This is a genomic window from Allobosea rubneri (assembly GCF_032464875.1).
Lineage (GTDB): Bacteria > Pseudomonadota > Alphaproteobacteria > Rhizobiales > Beijerinckiaceae > Allobosea > Allobosea rubneri.
In genome coordinates this window covers 81,656-98,684 of record NZ_JAWDID010000006.1, presented here as the reverse complement: position 1 = coordinate 98,684, position 17,029 = coordinate 81,656, and the positions used below count along the sequence as shown (strand labels likewise).

The following is a 17,029-nucleotide window of genomic DNA, read 5'->3' as shown; positions in this document are numbered from 1 at the left end:
TCCCAGCGGAGGAGGCCCACTGCCTGCTCAGGCTAATCCCCGGCGAACTGCGCCGTCCATCGTCTCTTGGGGCCCTGCTCTCGCCGCGCCCGCAATCAGCAGACGCGGATTTAGAGCAACGCCGGCGTCAGATCACCAGCACTTTGGCGCCGACGCGAACCCGGCCGTAGAGATCGACCACGTCGTCATTGGTCATCCTTATGCAGCCGGAGGAGACCGCCTGGCCGATCGTGTTCGGCTCGTTGGTGCCGTGGATGCGGTAGAGCGAGGAGCCGAGATAGAGCGCGCGGGCGCCCATCGGGTTGTCCGGCCCGCCATTCATGAAGCGCGGCAAATCGGGGCGGCGCTTCAGCATCTCGGCCGGCGGCGTCCAGCTCGGCCACTCAGCCTTGCGGCTCACCGTCTTCATGCCGGCCCAGGAGAAGCCGGGGCGGCCGACGCCGATGCCGTAGCGCAGAGCCCGCCCGCCGGGCTGGACCAGGAAGAGGAAACGGCGCGGTGTGTCGATGATGATGGTGCCGGGCTTGTGCGGGCCGTCATAGGCGACCTCCTGCTTCTGGAAGCGCGGATCGACGACGCGCTCGATCGGCCGCTCGGCCGGCAGCGGCTGGCCGAGGGCGGCGCTGCGGCGCTCCTGGCGCGGTTCGAGCGGATCGCCATAAACGGGGACGGCCGGCTCGTAGTCGGAAAGCCGGCGCGCCGGCTGCTGGCCATAGGCACCGCGGGCCGGCCGGTTGTAGACCGCCCCGCCCCGGCCGTACTCGGTCGGATCGCGCCCGGTCATCATCATCTCGATGAAGCCGCCGCCGTAATTGCCGCCGCCCCGGGCCGCAGCAGCTGCCGGATCGGCCGGACGCCAATAGCTCTGTGCCTGGGCCTGGCCGGCGCTGTGGACCAACCCTCCGAGCAAGGCGAGGGAAACGAAACGGATCGGACGCATGACGCAACTCTCTCGACATGAAGTGTCGAGAAGCCTGGGCAAGGCCTTGCAACGAAAGGTGAATCGTTGACTCTGAACGGCCGAAACGCCGGTAAATGCGCGCAATTCCGCATATTAACCTTAGCGATCGCCAAGGGAATGCGGTGAATCAAATCTTGCTGCGGCTCAACCCTCGATGCGAGCTCCTGCTGCCGCGCGGCGCATCTTGCGCGTGACCAGCCAGAGCTTCAGCAATGTGCGGCAGCGGGCGATGTCGAAGGCCAGCACCAAGCCGCCATAGACCAGCGCGCCAACCGCCCCCTGCAGGAGAAGTTCGAGGGCCGGAGGGAAACGGCCCGAGAGCGGCCAGACGCAGGCAGCCATCGCCGCGAGGGCGACGAGGGTCAGCACGATGTCACGGCCGGATGGCCAGACCGGCAGCGCCCGCAATGCCGCCCAGCCGGTGATGAAGAGCACGACGACGAGGCCCATGGCCTGGCCGATTGCGAAGCGCTCCGGCCCGAGCAGCGCCTCGGCGCCGAAGACGAAGACGAGGTTCACGGCCAGTCCGAAGGCAGCAGCGAGCGTCGCCATGCTGGTGCGCTTGCCGAGCAGGAAGACCGGGTAGAGCCCGGCGACGAAGATGGTCAGAGCCAAGAAGCCCGGCAGCAGTTGCACCATATAGGCCGAGAAATGGCCGTGGAAATTTGCGGGGACGAGCAGCTTCTCGAAGGCCGGCAGCACCAGGAAGAGCCCGAGCGCGACCGGCAGCGCCACCATCAGCACGATGACGAGATTGGTGGCGATGCGCTTCTGCGCCGCCCGCCTTCCCTTGGTCTCGTCGAGCCGCAGGATTTCGCGCAGCAGGACGATCTCGAGCGTCGCGCCCAACGTGCCGAACAGGCGCAGGCCCATATCGGCGGCGAGCGAGAAATAGCCGGCCTCGGCAAAGCCATGGGCGTCGGCGAGCAGCGTGCGATTGATCAGCGGGATCAGCGAGTAGATCGCGTTCGCCCCGACCAGTGGAACCGCGTAGACGGCGAAGCTCCAGGCGAGGTCGCGACGCGCCGCCGACCAAGCAAGTGGCCGGTCGGCGAGCTGCCGGCGGACCGCCAGCAGCGCCGCCATGACGCTGATCACGCCGCCGAACATCACGACGGTGGCGTCGCGCATCCACCAGGCGCCGCCGACCATCAGCAACAGCGCCAGCACGTTCTTGACGATGATCAGCCTTGCATAGGCGGCATCGAGGAAGCGGGCGCGCGCGATCGCGCCGTGATAGTCGAACAGGCCGGCGCAGATGCCGCCCGCCACGGAGGCCGCGACCAGCATCGCCGGCAGCTTGAAGTCGATCCCGACGACGAAGGCCGCGACCAGCAGGCCGGACAGCGCGATCGTCATCCCGGCCGCCAGAACGTCGAGCGTTGCGCGGATTTCGGGCTGCGTCTCGCGCGTCTTGAGCGAATAGAAGCGGACGGCCGACAGCCGGATCCAGTCGAGCAGCGCGGTGTTCAGCAGCACGATCAGCGCCGCGCCGATGGCGTAGCGCCCGAACTCGGCCGGCCCGAGAAAATAGGCGATCAGCAGGCCGAGAGCGAAGTTCAGCCCGGAATTGATCACGAAGGGCAGAAGAACGGTCATGACGCCATCGCGAGGGGCTGAGCCGACTCACCGTCGGATGCGCAGCGGCGCACCCTTCCCGCCTAGAGCATGTTCCGCCAAAGTGGAAACCACTTTTGCGGCTGAAGAAGGCTCAAGACATTGATTTGGCGCGCTTTCCAAGCCGAAGCCGTATCCGCGGGCCGCGCCGGCCGTCGTGAGGATGACGAGGCCTGATGCCGACCGATCCGCTGTTCTACCTCGTCGGCTGGGCGACGACGCTGCTGATCGCCATCGGCAAGGGCGCTTTCGGAGGCGGCCTCGCCATTCTCGGCGTGCCGCTGCTCGCGCTGGTCGTCGAGCCGCTGCAGGGCGCGATCATCGTAGCGCTGCTGGTCGCCGGGATGGACCTGTTCGCGATCCGCGCCTTCGGTTTCGCGACCTGGTCGAAGCCCGATCTTGCCTGGCTGATGCCCGGCCTCGTCACCGGCATTGGCATCGGCTACGCGATCTTCCTGATGGTCGACGCCCGGATCGTCACCCTGATCATCGGCCTGACCACGCTGAGCTTCACCGCGCATTGGTTTCTGCGTGGGCGCCTCGCACCGCCGGGAACCTTGCCGGTCTCGCCGTTGCTTGCCCTGTTCGCCGGAGCAGCCTCGGGCTTCACCACCTTCGTCGCTCATGCCGGGGGACCGCCGGTGGCGATGTACCTGCTGGCGCGCGGCCTCTCGAAGACCAGCTTCGTCGGCACCACCATCGCGATCTTCATGCTCGGCAACCTGCTCAAGCTGCCGCCATACCTTTCGCTGGCACTGAAGCAGCCGAGCCTGCTCTGGGGCGCGCTCGCCCTCGCGCCGGCAGCCCCGCTCGGAGTCTGGCTCGGACGCTGGCTGCATGACCGGCTCGATCAGAAGCGGCTGTTCTTCGCCTGCTATCTGCTGCTCGCCGCCGCGGCGCTGAAGCTGACCGCCGACGCCGCCCTCGCGCTGCTGCGATAGGAGCATGGCCGGCGAGCGGGAGCGCCATCTTTGCAGCCGACGCGATTGGCCCTAAGCGCTAGAGCCATGAGCCTTCCGCCGCTTCGCGACGCCACCGACGCCGATTCCGAACCGCTAGCGGCGCTCGTCGCCGCGAGCTTTTCCGAATATCCCGGCTGTCTCTTCGACTGGTCCGAGTTCCCGGAACTGCGCCAGCCCGCCAGCCATTTCGCCCGCAAGGGCGGGCGGCTCTGGGTCGCGGCAGGCGATGGCGGTCGCATCGTCGGCTCGATCGGCGTCGCGCCGGTCCCGGAGCAGGACGCCGTCGAACTGACCAAGCTCTATGTCGACCCGCAGTTTCGCGGAGCCGGGCTGGCGCAGGCGCTGTTCGCACGCACGCTCGCCTTCGCCCAGGAGCGTAGCAGCGCCGAGATGATGCTGTGGTCGGATACGCGCTTTGCCCGCGGCCATCGCTTCTACGAGAAGCTCGGTTTCCGGCGCTGGCCGGGCGAGCGCTACCTCGCCGACATCTCGGCGACCTGGGAATACCATTTCCGCAAGCCGCTCGCCGACGCCCAGCCATGAGCCACGGCACTGCGCTGCGCGCCATCCTCGGCATCGCCCTGCTGACGCTGATGGATGTGGTGATCAAGGCGCAGATGCAGCAGCACCCCTTCATCGTGGCGCTGTTCATGCGCTTCGCGATGGGTGGCGTCTGCGCGCTTGCCGTCGTCGCATTCCTGCGCCCGGCGATGCCTACGCGGGCGAGCGTGATCGGCAACAGCCTGCGTATCCCCGTCGTCGTCATGACCGCCGGCAGCTTCTTCTATTCGGTCTCGACGCTGCCGCTGGCGGAGGCGCTGACGCTGTCCTTCCTGGCCCCGGTCTTCGTCGCGCTGCTCGGCGCTCTGATCCTCAAGGAACGGCTGGACGGGCGCATCCTGCAAGCGCTCGGCTTCGGCCTCGCCGGCATGCTGGTGATGGTCTGGCCGCGGCTGCAGGGCGGCGTCACAGGCGCCGAGCTCGGCGTCGCCGCCGCGCTGTTCTCGGCGGTCTCCTACGCGTTCAACCTGATCCTGCTGCGCAGGATCGCGCTGAAGGAGCATCCGGCGATCATCGTGCTGTTCCAGAACGCCGGCCCGGCGCTCTGCCTCGTCATACCGGCCTGGCTCTATTTCGCGCCGATGAGCGCTCGGGATCTGTCGGCCTACTTGCTTGCCGGCGCGCTCGGCGTCGGCGGCCATCTCTTCCTGACCTCGGCCTTCGCCCGGGCGCCCGCGTCGCGGCTGGCGCCGATCGAGTACACGGCGCTGATCTGGGCGAGCCTGCTCGGCTGGCTTGTCTTCTCCGAGGTGCCGCCGCTCACGACCTATGCCGGAGCGCTGCTGATCGTCGCCGGCGCCCTCGCCGTCAGCCGGCGCTAGAGCCGGCCGTAAAATCGCCGGCTTGCTGGGCCTTCTGCGCCGAGCGAAGCAATCCAGGCGCCGCCAGTGAGAACGATCCCCTTCGTCCCTGCGGACAACACCTCTCCCGCGACCTGGCGCTGAGGCATGCGGAGCGCCGGCCGCCAGCGAAACGCAACCGGATTCGGCAGCATCGCCGCATCGCTCTGCTTCCACCTAGCTCTGCTCGCGGCTCTCATGACATTTGCCCGCTTCGAAAGCCTGCCGTCGCCAACGGAGGAAGGCATCGCGGTCGAGCTCGTCGCCCCGGACGAGATCGAACCGCCAGCAGCCGAGGCGGCGCAACCGACCCCGGCTGTCGCAGCGCCACCCCCATCATTCGCATCGCCTGCCAATGAACCGCCCGCCCCTACCGCGCCAACGCCAGCCGTCCAGCCCGAGACCATGCAGTCTCCCGCGCCGGAGCCACCCGCCATGATCACGGCACAGAAACTGCTCTCGGAAGGTGTCCTGGCCAATCCGCGCAGCCGGCAGGCCCGGCTTGCACTTGCCCGGCTCGAGGGCAGCGAGCGCATCGAGCAGCTCTGCAATCTCGAGGCGATGAGCCAGATCCACGCCTGGAAGGCGGATTTCGAGCCGGACCGGGTCGTCGCCTATGCCATAGGCCAAGCAAGATTGGCAGGGAACGCTCTGCAGGCGGGAGGCGCCGCCTTCCGCAGCCGCAAGCAATGGTACAATCTCAGCTATCGCTGCGAACTTGCAGCCGGCGGCACCAAGGTCGCAGGCTTCCAGTTCCAGGTCGGCGCCCCCGTGCCGCGAGCCGCCTGGGCGGCGCATGAGCTGCCGCCCGAGCATTGAGCACCGGCAAGTCATCGCGACGCGCCGGTGCCCGGTTCGGGCTCTCAGAACTCCTCGAAACCGGCGACGCTGTGTGCCCCCACTGCGATCTTCCGCGGTGCCGGCGCGCTCCTCGCAGCGGTTGGCCTATTATCGTAGGCCGCTGCGGCCGCGGCGAGTTCCCGCAAGCTCTGCACACCCGGCGCGGGCGTTGCCGCCCCGACCATCGCCCTGCCCCCGGCCACCGGATCGCGGTTCGTGCGGAAGGCCGCGACCAGATCGTTGAGCTGGCCGATGCGGTTCGAGAGCGAGTTCGCGGAGGCTGCGCTCTGTTCGGACAATGCCGCGTTCTGCTGGGTCATGCCGTCGAGATGCGCCACCGCCTGGCTCATCTCCTCGATGCCGCTGGCCTGCTCGCCCGACGCCGTCGAGATCTCGGAGATGGTGACGGCGACGTTCTTCGAGGCTTCGAGGATATGGGTCAGTGCCTCGCCGGCCTGGCGAACCAGCCTGACGCCATCGCTGACCTGAGCGTTCGAGGAGGAGATCAGCTCCGAAATGTCCTTGGCCGCCTCGCCGGAGCGCTGCGCCAGGGTCCGGACCTCGGAGGCGACGACGGCAAAGCCCCTGCCGGCATCCCCTGCCCGCGCGGCCTCGACGGCCGCGTTCAGGGCCAGGAGGTTGGTCTGGAAGGCGATGTCGTCGATCACGCGCGTGATGTCGGAGATCTTCTTCGAAGCCGTTTCGATCCGGGCCATGGCCTCGACCGCCTGCTCGGCGATCAGGCCGCCGCTCTCGGCTTCCCGCATGGCCTCCTCGGCCGTGGCGGCAGCCTGACGCGAGGCCTCGGCGGACGCCTTGACCGAAGCCGCGAGTTCCTCGGTCGTCGCCGCGGTTTCCTCGAGCGACGAAGCCTGTTCCTCCGTGCGCTTCGACAGGTCGTCGGCGCCCATATGGATCTCGCGCGCAGCGAGGCCGACATCGGAGGACGTCGCCTGGATCGTGCTCACCGTCTCGGAGAGGCGGCGCACCGTGTCGTTGATCGCAGTCTTGAGATCGGCGAAACGGCCGCGATAACCCGTCTCGACACCTTGCGTCAGGTCCCCGCCGGCGACCTGATGCAGGACGGCGGCGAATTCGGTGGTGGCGGAATCGACGACGGCGTTGATCTCGTTGATGCCGGCGACGAGCTTCTGGATCTGCTCGTCGGCGTCCTCGACCTGGAGCCGGGCCGAGAAGTCGCCGGCGGCGGCGGCGGTCACGACCTCGCCGACATCGGCGACGACGCGGGACATCGCCTCGGCGCGGGCCTGTCGCTTCTGCACCTCGGCGCGCTCCTGTCGCTCGAGCTCACGAATCTGGACGAGCTTGTCGCGGAAGACCAGCAGGGCGGAACTGACGGCTCCGACCTCGTCGTCATGCTTCGCTGCCGGGATCGGCGTTTCCAGAATGCCGGCCGAGAGCCCGTCGATGCTGGTCTTCACGGCCGCGAGCGGCTGGGTGACGCGCCTGACGATCAAGACGGCGGAGCCGATCAGCAGCAGCACGAGTGCGCTGAGGAGAGCGTTGAGGATCAGTTCGAGCCTGCCCATCTGGGCGTTTGAATCATCGATCGAGCGCCGCGTGCGGGCTTCGACGAGCTGGAAGAACTCGTCGACCGGCTTCATGATCTCGGCCTTGAAGCGGTGATAATCGGCCGAGTGCAAGAGATCGCGGGCGAATTTGAAGTCAGGCTCGCCCTGGACCGTGAACTTGCCGTCGATTCCCTCGAACAGGCCTTTCACGGCATGCATCGCCCGCGTTTCGAGCGCGACGAGACCGTCCGATCGCTCCTGGGCCTGATCGAGCTTGGCGAACTCGGCGGCGGTGAAGCCCGCCTCCTTCATCGCGGTCAGCAGCGCCTTGGTCTCGCCGGGACCACGCGGCCGCTGGCTGTTGTCGAGCACGAGATCCCAGTAGATGCGATGCGGGGCGACCGGGCGCGCCTTCTCGCCGGCGCGCATGGCGGCAACCTCGAGATACTGCGCCTCATAGCGCCGGTCGCCGGTGATGGCGAAGGTGCGCGCGAGGCGCGTCAGCTCGTCCGAGCTCTGACGAAACTCGTCGGCCAGGAGATAGGAGGCATGTTCCTGCCGATAGGCCTCGGCAACAGCTTTCGCCGCACGCTGCTCGCCATACCAGGTGGCACCGATAGCGACGAGAAGCAGGGCATAAACCCCTGCCAGCCCGACGAAAATTGTCCTGAGCGATCGGTTTAGGAACATCGACGTCTTTACTCCGGCGCGCATTGGATCTTGAGCGGCGCGCGATACACACTGCCCAAGAATGCGCCATCCGCAGTTAACGGTAGATAAAACCTCTCCAGAATCGATGTATACACATCCGTTTTGCGAAGCAAAAATTGCGGTAGCCAGCTAAATTTACTCAAATAAAGCAAGATTTAAAATTCTTTAAATGCCCAATAACTCAATCATTTACTTCCAAAACGAAACAGATTCATCGACACAAGCAGCCCGTCTATATCCACACAAGACGCAGAGTCATGTCAGATCACCGGCGCTCCGACATCGCCCAACTATCTGTTGAACGGGCGTCTGCACACCAAGTAACAGTCGATCAGCGGCGTCGGACCACTCCGCTCCCCCCGATCATCGCAGTCGCGCCTGCCGCGCCTATCCGCAATAGGCTTCCAGCCGGTAGCCGTCGGGATCGACGACGAATGCGGCATAATAGCTCGGACCGTAGGCCTCACGCAGGCCGGGCGCGCCATTGTCCGAGCCACCCGCAGCCAACGCCGCCGCATGGAAGGCATCGACGCTGGCGCGTGTCGGCGCCGTGAAGCAGAAATGCAGATTGGAGCCGGGGTCGGCCGGCACGGGCGCAGCAACGGCCCCGATCCATAGACCGACAGCACCCTTGCCATAGCCGAGCGAGCTGTCGTCAACGCTCAGGCAGTCATAGCCGAGGGTGCTCAGCGTCGCGTCATAGAAGCGCCGGGAGCGCGCGAGATCGCGGACGCCGATCGAGATGTGGTCGAACATGCGGGTTCTCCTTCGCCTTGGTCAGGTGCCGAGCCGCTTCGCCCGGAAATCGGCCTGGAGGCGCCAGTTCGCGCCATGTGAAAGCTCGCCGCGCCAGCGGAAGCTGCCGCCAGTGATCTCTGTGAAGCGCCAGCGGGTCGCCATGCCGTCGTCGAGCCGGCCGTTCTGGACGATGTCCCTGCCCTCCGCGCGTCCGAGCTGGCGCGTGTAGTACTGCTTGAGCGGATCGCTCCAGAGGATGTGCCAGGCGTCGAGGCCGGGGTCGTAGATGCGCAGCGTCGTGCCGTGGAAGAAGCCGGGCAGCACCCAGACATCCTGGATGGCGCGCCCGCCGAGCACCCAGCCGAAGCTGATGATGCCCTCCCCGCGATGCTGCGTGCCATCGTCGGCATGGATCACAGCGTCCATCGTCCAGTCGCCGATGAGCCAGGCATAGAGCCCCATGCGCTCGGCAAGTTCGGGGGCAGGCCCGTCGGCGAGAAGAGAGGCGCCAAGGCCTCGGGCGGCTGCTGTCATGATCCGGCTCCGCATCGGTCAGATTGATGCAGACTGAACCCCGCAGTAGGCGCGGCGCTTGGGAAAAACTGCTAAACTCTCCGCATGACCACGTTCTCGCAGTTCCTGGCCGGCGGTCCCGGCTGGCATGTGCGCGACATCGTCTGCACGGCCGGTCCCGCCGATGCCACCTATGAAGAGCAGCATGCGCAATGCTGCATCGCCATCGTCCGCAGCGGCTCGTTCCGCTATCGCTCGACGCAGGGCAGCGCCGTGCTGGCGCCGGGCTCGCTCCTGCTCGGCAACCGCGGCGCCTGCTTCGAATGCGGCCATGAGCACGCGGCCGGCGATCGCTGCCTCTCCTTCCAGTTCGAACCCGCCTGGCTCGAAGGCATCGCCGAGGCCGTGCCGGGCGTTCGGAAGGCAGGTTTCGCGCGGGCTCATCTGCCGCCCCTGCCGGCGCTCGCTGGCCTGGTCGCGGCGGCGGAGATCGCAGCCGGAGAACCCGAGGGGCTGGAGGAAATCGCGCTGCGCCTCGCCGGAGCGGTGGCGAGCCTGCTGTCAGACGAGGAGCGCAGGGTAGAGACGCCGAGCGCGCGCGACCAGCGCCGGATCACGCGCGCGCTGCGCCATATCGAGGCGCACTGCGAGGAGCCGCTCTCGCTCGACACGCTGGCCGGTCAGGCGGCGATGAGCCCCTATCACTTCCTGCGCACCTTCCGGGCTCTCGTCGGGATGACGCCACATCAGTATGTGTTGCGCACCCGCCTGCACCGCGCGGCGTTACTGCTGCGCCGAACCGACCAGCCGGTCGCCGGCATTGCCTTCGATTGCGGCTTCGGCGATCTCTCGACCTTCAACCGGCGCTTCAGGCGGGTGATGGGCGCGAGCCCGAGCGAGTATCGCAGCGCCTGAGGGCGTCAGCGTTTCACCCAGCGGTGATAGGTCAAAGCGAGCGCGATGCAGTGCGCCAGCGGCTCGGCCGACGGCTCACTGCCGACAGCGAAGATCAGCGCCCGGTTGCCGTCATAGCGGAACTGCTCGGGATAGTGGCGCCTGAACGTCTCGATCAGGCTGGTCTGGCAATGGACATAGAGCGCGTAATGCGTCGACGAGCCCTTCAGCGCGTCGGCTCGCACCGTCGTCCCTGTCCTCGGCCGCTCGGGCAGCCAGGCCGGCTCGCCCCATTTCAACGTCTCGGTCAGCGGGCCGATGTCGGAGTTCGCGGCGGCGACGTCGAGGATCGCCTGGCGCAAACGCAGCATGGGCAGCCGAAGCGGCTCCGGCAGCGATCCGAATTTCGCCTCGACGGCCGCGTCGGTGAATGGCGCAAATCTCACGAGCTGCTCCTGACCACCAGCCGGCGCGGCGCTCGGATCAGCGTCCCGCCTTCGCACCGAAGATCATGCAGGTCTCGGTCCCATGCGCCAACAGCTTGCCCTGCGCATCGAGCAGGCGCCCCTCGGTGGTCGCGATCGTGCCGCCGCGGTGGATCAGCCGGCCCTCGCAGCGGACCTCGCCGCTCTCGGGCATGACCGGGCGGACATAGTTGAGCTTCATCTCCAGCGTGGTGTAGCCCTCGCCGATCTTCAGCGTCGAATGGGCGGCGCAGGCCATGGCGGAGTCGAGGATCGTCGCGGTCCAGCCGCCATGGATGGTCCCGAGCGGGTTGAAGAAGCGCGGCGAGGGCTTTCCGACGAAGACCACCCTGCCCTCCTCGACCTCGGCGAGATCGAAATCCATCGCATCGGCGAAGGGCGGGCCCGGATGACGGCCTTCGAGAATGCCGCGCAGGAAGGAAGCACCGTCCTCCGCGAGCAGGACATCACGGCTGACGACACCGACGCTGCGGGACATGGGCAAGGCCTCGATCCATTTCGTGTAGATACACGATAAAAAGGAAGGCGCGGCGCGGTCAAGCGCTGCTGCGAGCGCGCGCGGCCTCCAGCCGGTCTTTGTCGCTCAGGTCGTCTGCCGGGCGGCGCGCCGGACCGCCTTCAGGGCATCGCGGGTCTCGCCCCAGCGTTCGCGGCCGAGCCCGCCTTCGATCCGGTCCTGCGCCGCGCGCCAATAGGGGATCGCCGCCTCGATGGCGGCGCGGCCCTTGTCGGTGACCGCATAGACCAGCGCCCTGCCCTTGCAATCGACGGGTTCGATCAATTGCTCGGCCGCCAGCAATTGCAGGTTCCGGGTCAAGGACGTGCGCTCCAGGGCGAAGCGGTCGGCCAGCTCCGTGACCGAGCGCCAAGCCCCGGTCGAGAGCGCCGAGAGCAGCACGAACTGGGTGATCTTGAGCCCGCTCGGCCGCATCGCCTCGTCATAGGCCCGGGTCACGGCACGCGCCGTCATCCGCACATGCAGGGCGACACAGGAGCGGGCGATCTCGTCGAGGCGCGGGTCGGGCGTGGGCGTGGTCATCACGGCAGGATAGTTCATTGCGCGGAAAAGTGGGAACCGGATTTTCGAGGGAACGGCAACTCTAAACTCCTAGAAACGATCACGTTTTCCATGCCCGGCCTGCCGCTCCGGCATGCGGCACGAGCGCACGGGCCGGCAGGGATGAGTCACGCATTCACCTTTTGCGCGGAGGCTTCCTTGACTCGGGAAAGGGGCGCCCCTATCTCCGCCCTGCCCGTTAGCACTCACGTTAGGAGACTGCTAACAGGCACCCATAACGGGCCAGCCTAGCGCCAGAGCCCGCCCAGAATTTGACCGAGAGGAAGACAGAACCATGAAGTTCCGTCCGCTGCATGACCGCGTTGTGGTCCGTCGCCTTGATAGCGAAGAGAAGACCAAGGGCGGCATCATCATCCCCGACACCGCCAAGGAAAAGCCCCAGGAGGGCGAGGTCGTGTCCGTGGGCCCTGGCGCCCGCGACGACGCCGGCAAGCTGGTTGCGCTCGATGTCAAGAAGGGCGATCGCGTCCTCTTCGGCAAGTGGAGCGGCACCGAGGTCAAGATCGACGGCCAGGATCTCCTGATCATGAAGGAATCCGACATTATGGGCGTCATCGGCTGATCGGCCTGACGACCCTTCAAATCCTCAATCCGGAGTAGTCAAATGGCTGCCAAAGACGTCAAGTTCTCCACCGATGCCCGCGACCGCATGCTGCGCGGCGTCGAAATCCTCGCCAACGCCGTCAAGGTGACGCTCGGCCCGAAGGGCCGCAACGTCGTGATCGAGAAGTCGTTCGGCGCCCCGCGCATCACCAAGGACGGCGTCACCGTCGCCAAGGAAGTCGAGCTTTCCGACAAGTTCGAGAACATGGGCGCCCAGATGGTGCGCGAAGTGGCCTCGAAGCAGAACGACGCCGCCGGTGACGGCACCACCACCGCGACCGTTCTGGCCGCCGCCATCGTCCGCGAGGGCACCAAGGCGGTTGCCGCCGGCATGAACCCGATGGACCTGAAGCGCGGCATCGACCTCGCCGTCGAGGCGATCGTTTCGGACCTGAAGAAGAACTCGAAGAAGGTCACCTCGAACGCGGAAGTCGCGCAGGTCGGCACCATCTCGGCGAACGGCGACGAGTCGGTCGGCAAGATGATCTCGACCGCCATGCAGAAGGTCGGCAACGAGGGTGTCATCACCGTCGAGGAAGCCAAGACCGCCGAGACCGAGCTCGACGTCGTCGAGGGCATGCAGTTCGACCGTGGCTATCTCTCGCCCTACTTCATCACCAATGCCGAGAAGATGGTCGCCGAGCTCGAGGACCCCTACATCCTCGTCTTCGAGAAGAAGCTGTCGTCGCTCCAGGCGATGCTGCCGATCCTCGAGGCCGTCGTTCAGACCGGCAAGCCGCTCCTGATCATCGCCGAGGACGTCGAGGGCGAGGCCCTGGCCACGCTCGTCGTCAACAAGCTCCGTGGCGGCCTGAAGGTCGCGGCCGTCAAGGCTCCGGGCTTCGGTGATCGCCGCAAGGCCATGCTCGAGGACATCTCGATCCTGACCGCCGGCCAGATGATCTCGGAAGACCTCGGCATCAAGCTCGAGACCGTGACGCTCAACATGCTCGGCCGCGCCAAGAAGGTGCGCATCGAGAAGGAGAACACCACGATCATCGACGGCGCCGGCAAGAAGAAGGACATCGAAGGCCGCGTCGCCCAGATCAAGGCCCAGATCGAGGAGACCTCCTCGGACTACGACCGTGAGAAGCTCCAGGAGCGTCTGGCCAAGCTCGCCGGCGGCGTCGCGGTCATCCGCGTCGGCGGCGCGACCGAGGTCGAGGTCAAGGAGAAGAAGGACCGCGTCGACGATGCCCTGAACGCCACCCGCGCTGCGGTGGAAGAAGGCATCCTGCCGGGCGGCGGCGTCGCCCTGCTGCGCGCCCTCTCCTCGGTCAAGTCGATCAAGACCGCCAACGACGACCAGAAGACCGGTGTCGAGATCGTCCGCAAGGCGATCACCGCTCCGGCCAAGCAGATCGTCGACAACGCCGGCGATGACGGCGCGGTCGTGGTCGGCAAGCTGCTGGAGTCGAAGGACTACGCCTACGGCTACAACGCCCAGACCGGCGAGTTCGGCGACATGGTCAAGGCCGGCATCATCGACCCGACCAAGGTCGTGCGCACGGCGATCCAGGACGCGGCTTCGATCGCCGGCCTGCTGATCACCACCGAGGCGATGATCGCCGAGCTGCCGAAGAAGGAAGCCCCGATGCCCCCGATGGGCGGTGGCGGCATGGGCGGCATGGACTTCTGAGGAAGTCCAGACGCCCGAAAGCCTGAAGTGCCGAAACCGGGCAAGCCCGGTTTCGGTGGCGGCATGGACTTCTGAGGAAGTCCGAGCCCTCAAGCTCGATAATGATGAAGGCCCGGCTTGCGCCGGGCCTTTTTTCGTCGATCGCCTCGTCCCGCTTTGCACAGCTGCAAAAGCGCGCAGACTTGCATCGACTTTGGTTGTAGGCCTTAGATCGACCCAGGTGCGGCATCCTGCCGCGCCTCGATCCTTGCCGAGGCCAAGCCAATGCTGAACAACCCAGCACTTTCAGACGCCGCCAAGCTCGTCGGCCGCATCCTCCTCGCCCTGATGTTCGTCCTGGGCGGCTGGTCCAAGATCTCCGGATACGCCGGCACGCAACAATACATGGCCTCGGCCGGCGTCCCTGGCATCCTGCTGCCGCTCGTCATCATCGTCGAGCTGATCGGCGGGCTGATGATCGTCTTCGGCTACAAGACCCGGCTCGCAGCGCTTGCCCTGTTCGGTTTCACCATCGCTGCGTCGGTGCTCTTCCACATGAACTGGGCGGCACCGATGCAGCAGCTGTTGTTCATGAAGAACCTCGGCATCGCCGGCGGCTTCCTCCTGCTCTTCGCGGCCGGTGCCGGCGCCTATTCGGTCGACAAGGACTGAGGCGAGGCACCGGGCCACTCCAGCGGCCATGCAGATGCGAGAAACCTAGCAGCAGCTCGTACCGGGAGCGTCGCCGCACGGCAGGCCGCGCAGGCGCCGCATCACGATCTCGGAAAAATACCGGCCCGGCCTTGAGTCGGGCCTTTTTTGTCGGCACGGCTGCTCTACAACATGCTTCCAACCAGGTGCGTCGCCGCGCCGTTTCCCGACAAGGACCGTTTCATGCGCCTGTTGAGTTTCGCTGTCGCCGCGCTGGCCCTGATCGCGCTCGTCGTCGGGCAGCAAAGCGGCAGTACCGGCATGCTCGGAATGGGCGTGGTCGGCGTGCTGCTGACCGTCGCGACCTGGCGCTCGGCCGGGATCAGCTATTTCCTCAAGATCTTCTCGGGGATCTTCGGCACCGAATACGTGATCTTCGGGCTCGGCGCCGTGCTCTCCCAGGTCGGCTGGTGGCCCCAGGCCTGGGCGGCCGCCGCCCCGCCGACCAGTCTCGGCACCACCGTCGCCGTCTTCGGCATCCTGATCTATGTGATCTCGTTCGTGCCGGTGGTGCGGCGCATCGCCGACCTCGCCTCGCCCTATTTCCTGGCGCAGGACCCGAGCAGCATGAATCTCGGGCCGCTCGGCCGCTATCCGATGAAGCTCGGCCACTTCGCGGTGGCCGCCGTCGTCTTCCTGATCGTGCTCAACCAGGCGCAGGTCGGCATCTCGCTGCGCATCAACTTCTTCTATCGCGACTTCTACAACGCCCTGCAGGAGAAGAACGCGCCGGTCTTCTGGGACCAGCTCATCAACGTCTTCGGCGTCTGGGCCGCGATCTCGGTGATCAGCGTGCTGATCGAGACCGTAGCCAATTCGGTGCTGCTGATCCGCTGGCGCGAATGGATGGCCGCCGAATACAACAAGCGTTGGCTGCAGAACAGCAATCATTACCGGATCTCGCTTGCCGGCACCGCCGACAACCCGGACCAGCGCATCTCGGAGGACACGCGCTCCTTCCTCAACCAGACCTACGCCTTCTCACTGACGCTGATCACGCAGGTCTCGACCCTCGTCTCGTTCTCGATCATCCTGTGGTCGATCCCGGTCGCGATCACGGTGCCCGGCACCGATATCGTCATCCCCGGCTTCATCTTCTGGGCGACGCTGATCTATGCAGCGATCGCGACCTGGATCACCCATCTGATCGGCAAGCCGCTGATCGGGCTCGAATTCGAGCAGGAGCGGCGCGAGGCGAACTTCCGCTTCTCGCTCGCCCGCCTGCGCGAATACTCCGAGCAGATCGCGCTGATGCGCGGCGAGACCGCCGAGCGGCGCCATCTCGGCGAGACCTTCGGCGGCATCGTCACCAACTTCTACAACCTGCTCTGGCGCCGGCTGAAGCTGACGACCTTCACCCTGTCCTACAACCAGGCCAACGTCGTCATCCCCTTCCTGCTGCTGGCGCCCTACTACTTCGCCGGTGCCATCGCCTTCGGCGTGCTGACCCAGGTCTCGTCGGCCTTCGGCCGGGTCGAGACGGCGATGTCCTTCTTCATCAACAGCTACCAGTCGATCGCTTCCTATCTCGCCTCGATCAACCGCCTCACCACCTTCGAGACCGCGATCGCGCAGGCCGAGGCGCAGGCGGCCGGGGCTCCTGGCGCCAATATCGAGATGGACGAGCAGCCTGGCCCTGATGCCAAGGTCAAGGACCTCACTCTGAACCTGCCGAATGGCACGCCGATCGTGACCGTGCCTGAGCTGACCCTGCCGGCCGGGCGCGCGACGCTGGTGATCGGCCCCTCGGGCTCGGGCAAGTCGACGCTGTTCCGCGCTCTCTCAGGCATCTGGCCGTTCGGCAAGGGCCAGGTCGAAACGCCGGCCGACACGCGTATGCTGCTCCTGCCGCAGCGGCCCTATCTGCCGCAGGGAACGCTCCGCGCCGCCATCGCCTACCCGGCCGAGCCCGACGCCTTCCCCGATGCCGAACTCCGCGCCGCCATGGACAAGGTGAAGCTCGGCCATCTCGCCGAACGGCTCGACGAGGTCGATCTGTGGGGCCAGCGCCTCTCGGGCGGTGAGCAGCAGCGCCTCGCCGTGGCCCGCGCTCTGCTCGCCAAGCCGGACTGGCTCTTCCTCGACGAGGCCACCGCCTCGCTCGACGAGAAGCTCGAGGGCGAGATCTACGCGATGATCCGGCGCGAGCTGCCGCAGACCAGCGTGGTCTCGATCGGCCATCGCTCGACGCTGCGCGAGATGCATGAGGAGCTGATCGCGATGGAGCGGAACCCCGACGGGACCCACAGCCCGCGCGTCAGGGCGATGGAGCCGGCGGCGTAACGCCCTGACCGGCGGGCCCTCTTTCGGCAGAACCCGATACTTCGACAAGAAATCGCCGTGCCTCCGGGAAGAGGCACGGCGAT

General features: G+C 66.6%; 17 protein-coding genes. 9 read left to right on the top strand and 8 right to left on the bottom strand.

Annotation, left to right across the window (positions count from 1 at the left end; genetic code table 11):
• Nucleotides 1-127 precede the first annotated feature (127 nt).
• Both RKE40_RS06200 and RKE40_RS06195 read right to left on the bottom strand, forming a co-directional pair.
• On the bottom strand, nucleotides 128-940 hold the full coding sequence (locus RKE40_RS06200; RefSeq protein WP_316017363.1) for a L,D-transpeptidase: 813 nt from the start codon (nucleotides 938-940) through the stop codon (nucleotides 128-130).
• Nucleotides 941-1,105: 165 nt separating this feature from the next.
• Nucleotides 1,106-2,560: a lipopolysaccharide biosynthesis protein gene (locus RKE40_RS06195; protein ID WP_316017362.1), complete on the bottom strand. Its 1,455-nt coding sequence runs from the start codon at nucleotides 2,558-2,560 to the stop codon at nucleotides 1,106-1,108.
• 194 nt (nucleotides 2,561-2,754) lie between these two features.
• Between RKE40_RS06195 and RKE40_RS06190 the strand changes: the two genes are divergently transcribed.
• The 4 genes from RKE40_RS06190 to RKE40_RS06175 all read left to right on the top strand — a co-directional run bounded on the left by RKE40_RS06190 (nucleotide 2,755) and on the right by RKE40_RS06175 (nucleotide 5,759).
• The gene (locus RKE40_RS06190; RefSeq protein ID WP_316017361.1) at nucleotides 2,755-3,519 is read left to right on the top strand and encodes a sulfite exporter TauE/SafE family protein; all 765 of its coding nucleotides are present in this window, start codon (nucleotides 2,755-2,757) and stop codon (nucleotides 3,517-3,519) included.
• 66 nt (nucleotides 3,520-3,585) lie between these two features.
• Nucleotides 3,586-4,083 carry a GNAT family N-acetyltransferase gene (locus RKE40_RS06185; RefSeq protein WP_316017360.1) on the top strand — a complete coding sequence of 166 codons (498 nt, stop codon included), beginning with the start codon at nucleotides 3,586-3,588 and terminating at the stop codon, nucleotides 4,081-4,083.
• Nucleotides 4,080-4,922 (top strand): DMT family transporter, encoded by an 843-nt coding sequence (locus RKE40_RS06180; protein ID WP_316017359.1) that lies wholly within the window; start codon nucleotides 4,080-4,082, stop codon nucleotides 4,920-4,922. The genes RKE40_RS06185 and RKE40_RS06180 overlap by 4 nt, the downstream gene beginning before the upstream one ends.
• A gap of 453 nt (nucleotides 4,923-5,375) precedes the next feature.
• On the top strand, nucleotides 5,376-5,759 hold the full coding sequence (locus tag RKE40_RS06175) for a DUF930 domain-containing protein (protein ID WP_316017358.1): 384 nt from the start codon (nucleotides 5,376-5,378) through the stop codon (nucleotides 5,757-5,759).
• 44 nt (nucleotides 5,760-5,803) lie between these two features.
• On the opposite strand, the gene RKE40_RS06170 is transcribed toward RKE40_RS06175, so the two are convergent.
• The 3 genes from RKE40_RS06170 to RKE40_RS06160 form a co-directional block, all read right to left on the bottom strand.
• Nucleotides 5,804-8,002: a methyl-accepting chemotaxis protein gene (locus tag RKE40_RS06170; protein WP_316017357.1), complete on the bottom strand. Its 2,199-nt coding sequence runs from the start codon at nucleotides 8,000-8,002 to the stop codon at nucleotides 5,804-5,806.
• Between the two features lie 408 nt (nucleotides 8,003-8,410).
• The gene (locus RKE40_RS06165) at nucleotides 8,411-8,779 is read right to left on the bottom strand and encodes a VOC family protein (protein ID WP_316017356.1); all 369 of its coding nucleotides are present in this window, start codon (nucleotides 8,777-8,779) and stop codon (nucleotides 8,411-8,413) included.
• Between the two features lie 21 nt (nucleotides 8,780-8,800).
• On the bottom strand, nucleotides 8,801-9,295 hold the full coding sequence (locus RKE40_RS06160) for a hypothetical protein (protein WP_316017355.1): 495 nt from the start codon (nucleotides 9,293-9,295) through the stop codon (nucleotides 8,801-8,803).
• Nucleotides 9,296-9,379: 84 nt separating this feature from the next.
• Between RKE40_RS06160 and RKE40_RS06155 the strand changes: the two genes are divergently transcribed.
• Entirely contained in the window at nucleotides 9,380-10,189 is an 810-nt protein-coding gene (locus RKE40_RS06155) for a helix-turn-helix domain-containing protein (protein ID WP_316017354.1), read from the top strand.
• Between the two features lie 5 nt (nucleotides 10,190-10,194).
• Here RKE40_RS06155 and RKE40_RS06150 read toward each other — a convergent pair whose 3' ends face one another.
• The 3 genes from RKE40_RS06150 to RKE40_RS06140 form a co-directional block, all read right to left on the bottom strand.
• A complete protein-coding gene (locus tag RKE40_RS06150) occupies nucleotides 10,195-10,614 on the bottom strand; it encodes a DUF1801 domain-containing protein (RefSeq protein WP_316017353.1) in 420 nt (139 codons plus the stop codon).
• A gap of 37 nt (nucleotides 10,615-10,651) precedes the next feature.
• On the bottom strand, nucleotides 10,652-11,131 hold the full coding sequence (locus RKE40_RS06145) for a PaaI family thioesterase (protein WP_316017352.1): 480 nt from the start codon (nucleotides 11,129-11,131) through the stop codon (nucleotides 10,652-10,654).
• 105 nt (nucleotides 11,132-11,236) lie between these two features.
• Complete coding sequence (locus RKE40_RS06140) at nucleotides 11,237-11,692, bottom strand: MarR family winged helix-turn-helix transcriptional regulator (RefSeq protein ID WP_316017351.1); 456 nt, start codon at nucleotides 11,690-11,692, stop codon at nucleotides 11,237-11,239.
• Between the two features lie 313 nt (nucleotides 11,693-12,005).
• Between RKE40_RS06140 and groES the strand changes: the two genes are divergently transcribed.
• The 4 genes from groES (at nucleotide 12,006) to RKE40_RS06120 (ending at nucleotide 16,946) form a co-directional block, all read left to right on the top strand.
• The gene (gene groES, locus RKE40_RS06135) at nucleotides 12,006-12,293 is read left to right on the top strand and encodes a co-chaperone GroES (protein WP_066468473.1); all 288 of its coding nucleotides are present in this window, start codon (nucleotides 12,006-12,008) and stop codon (nucleotides 12,291-12,293) included.
• Between the two features lie 42 nt (nucleotides 12,294-12,335).
• Nucleotides 12,336-13,973 (top strand): chaperonin GroEL, encoded by a 1,638-nt coding sequence (gene groL, locus RKE40_RS06130; RefSeq protein ID WP_316017350.1) that lies wholly within the window; start codon nucleotides 12,336-12,338, stop codon nucleotides 13,971-13,973.
• A gap of 264 nt (nucleotides 13,974-14,237) precedes the next feature.
• Nucleotides 14,238-14,624, top strand: a complete 387-nt coding sequence (locus tag RKE40_RS06125; protein ID WP_316017349.1) for a DoxX family protein — start codon at nucleotides 14,238-14,240, stop codon at nucleotides 14,622-14,624.
• 222 nt (nucleotides 14,625-14,846) lie between these two features.
• Nucleotides 14,847-16,946 (top strand): ABC transporter ATP-binding protein/permease, encoded by a 2,100-nt coding sequence (locus RKE40_RS06120; RefSeq protein ID WP_316017348.1) that lies wholly within the window; start codon nucleotides 14,847-14,849, stop codon nucleotides 16,944-16,946.
• Nucleotides 16,947-17,029 lie beyond the last annotated feature (83 nt).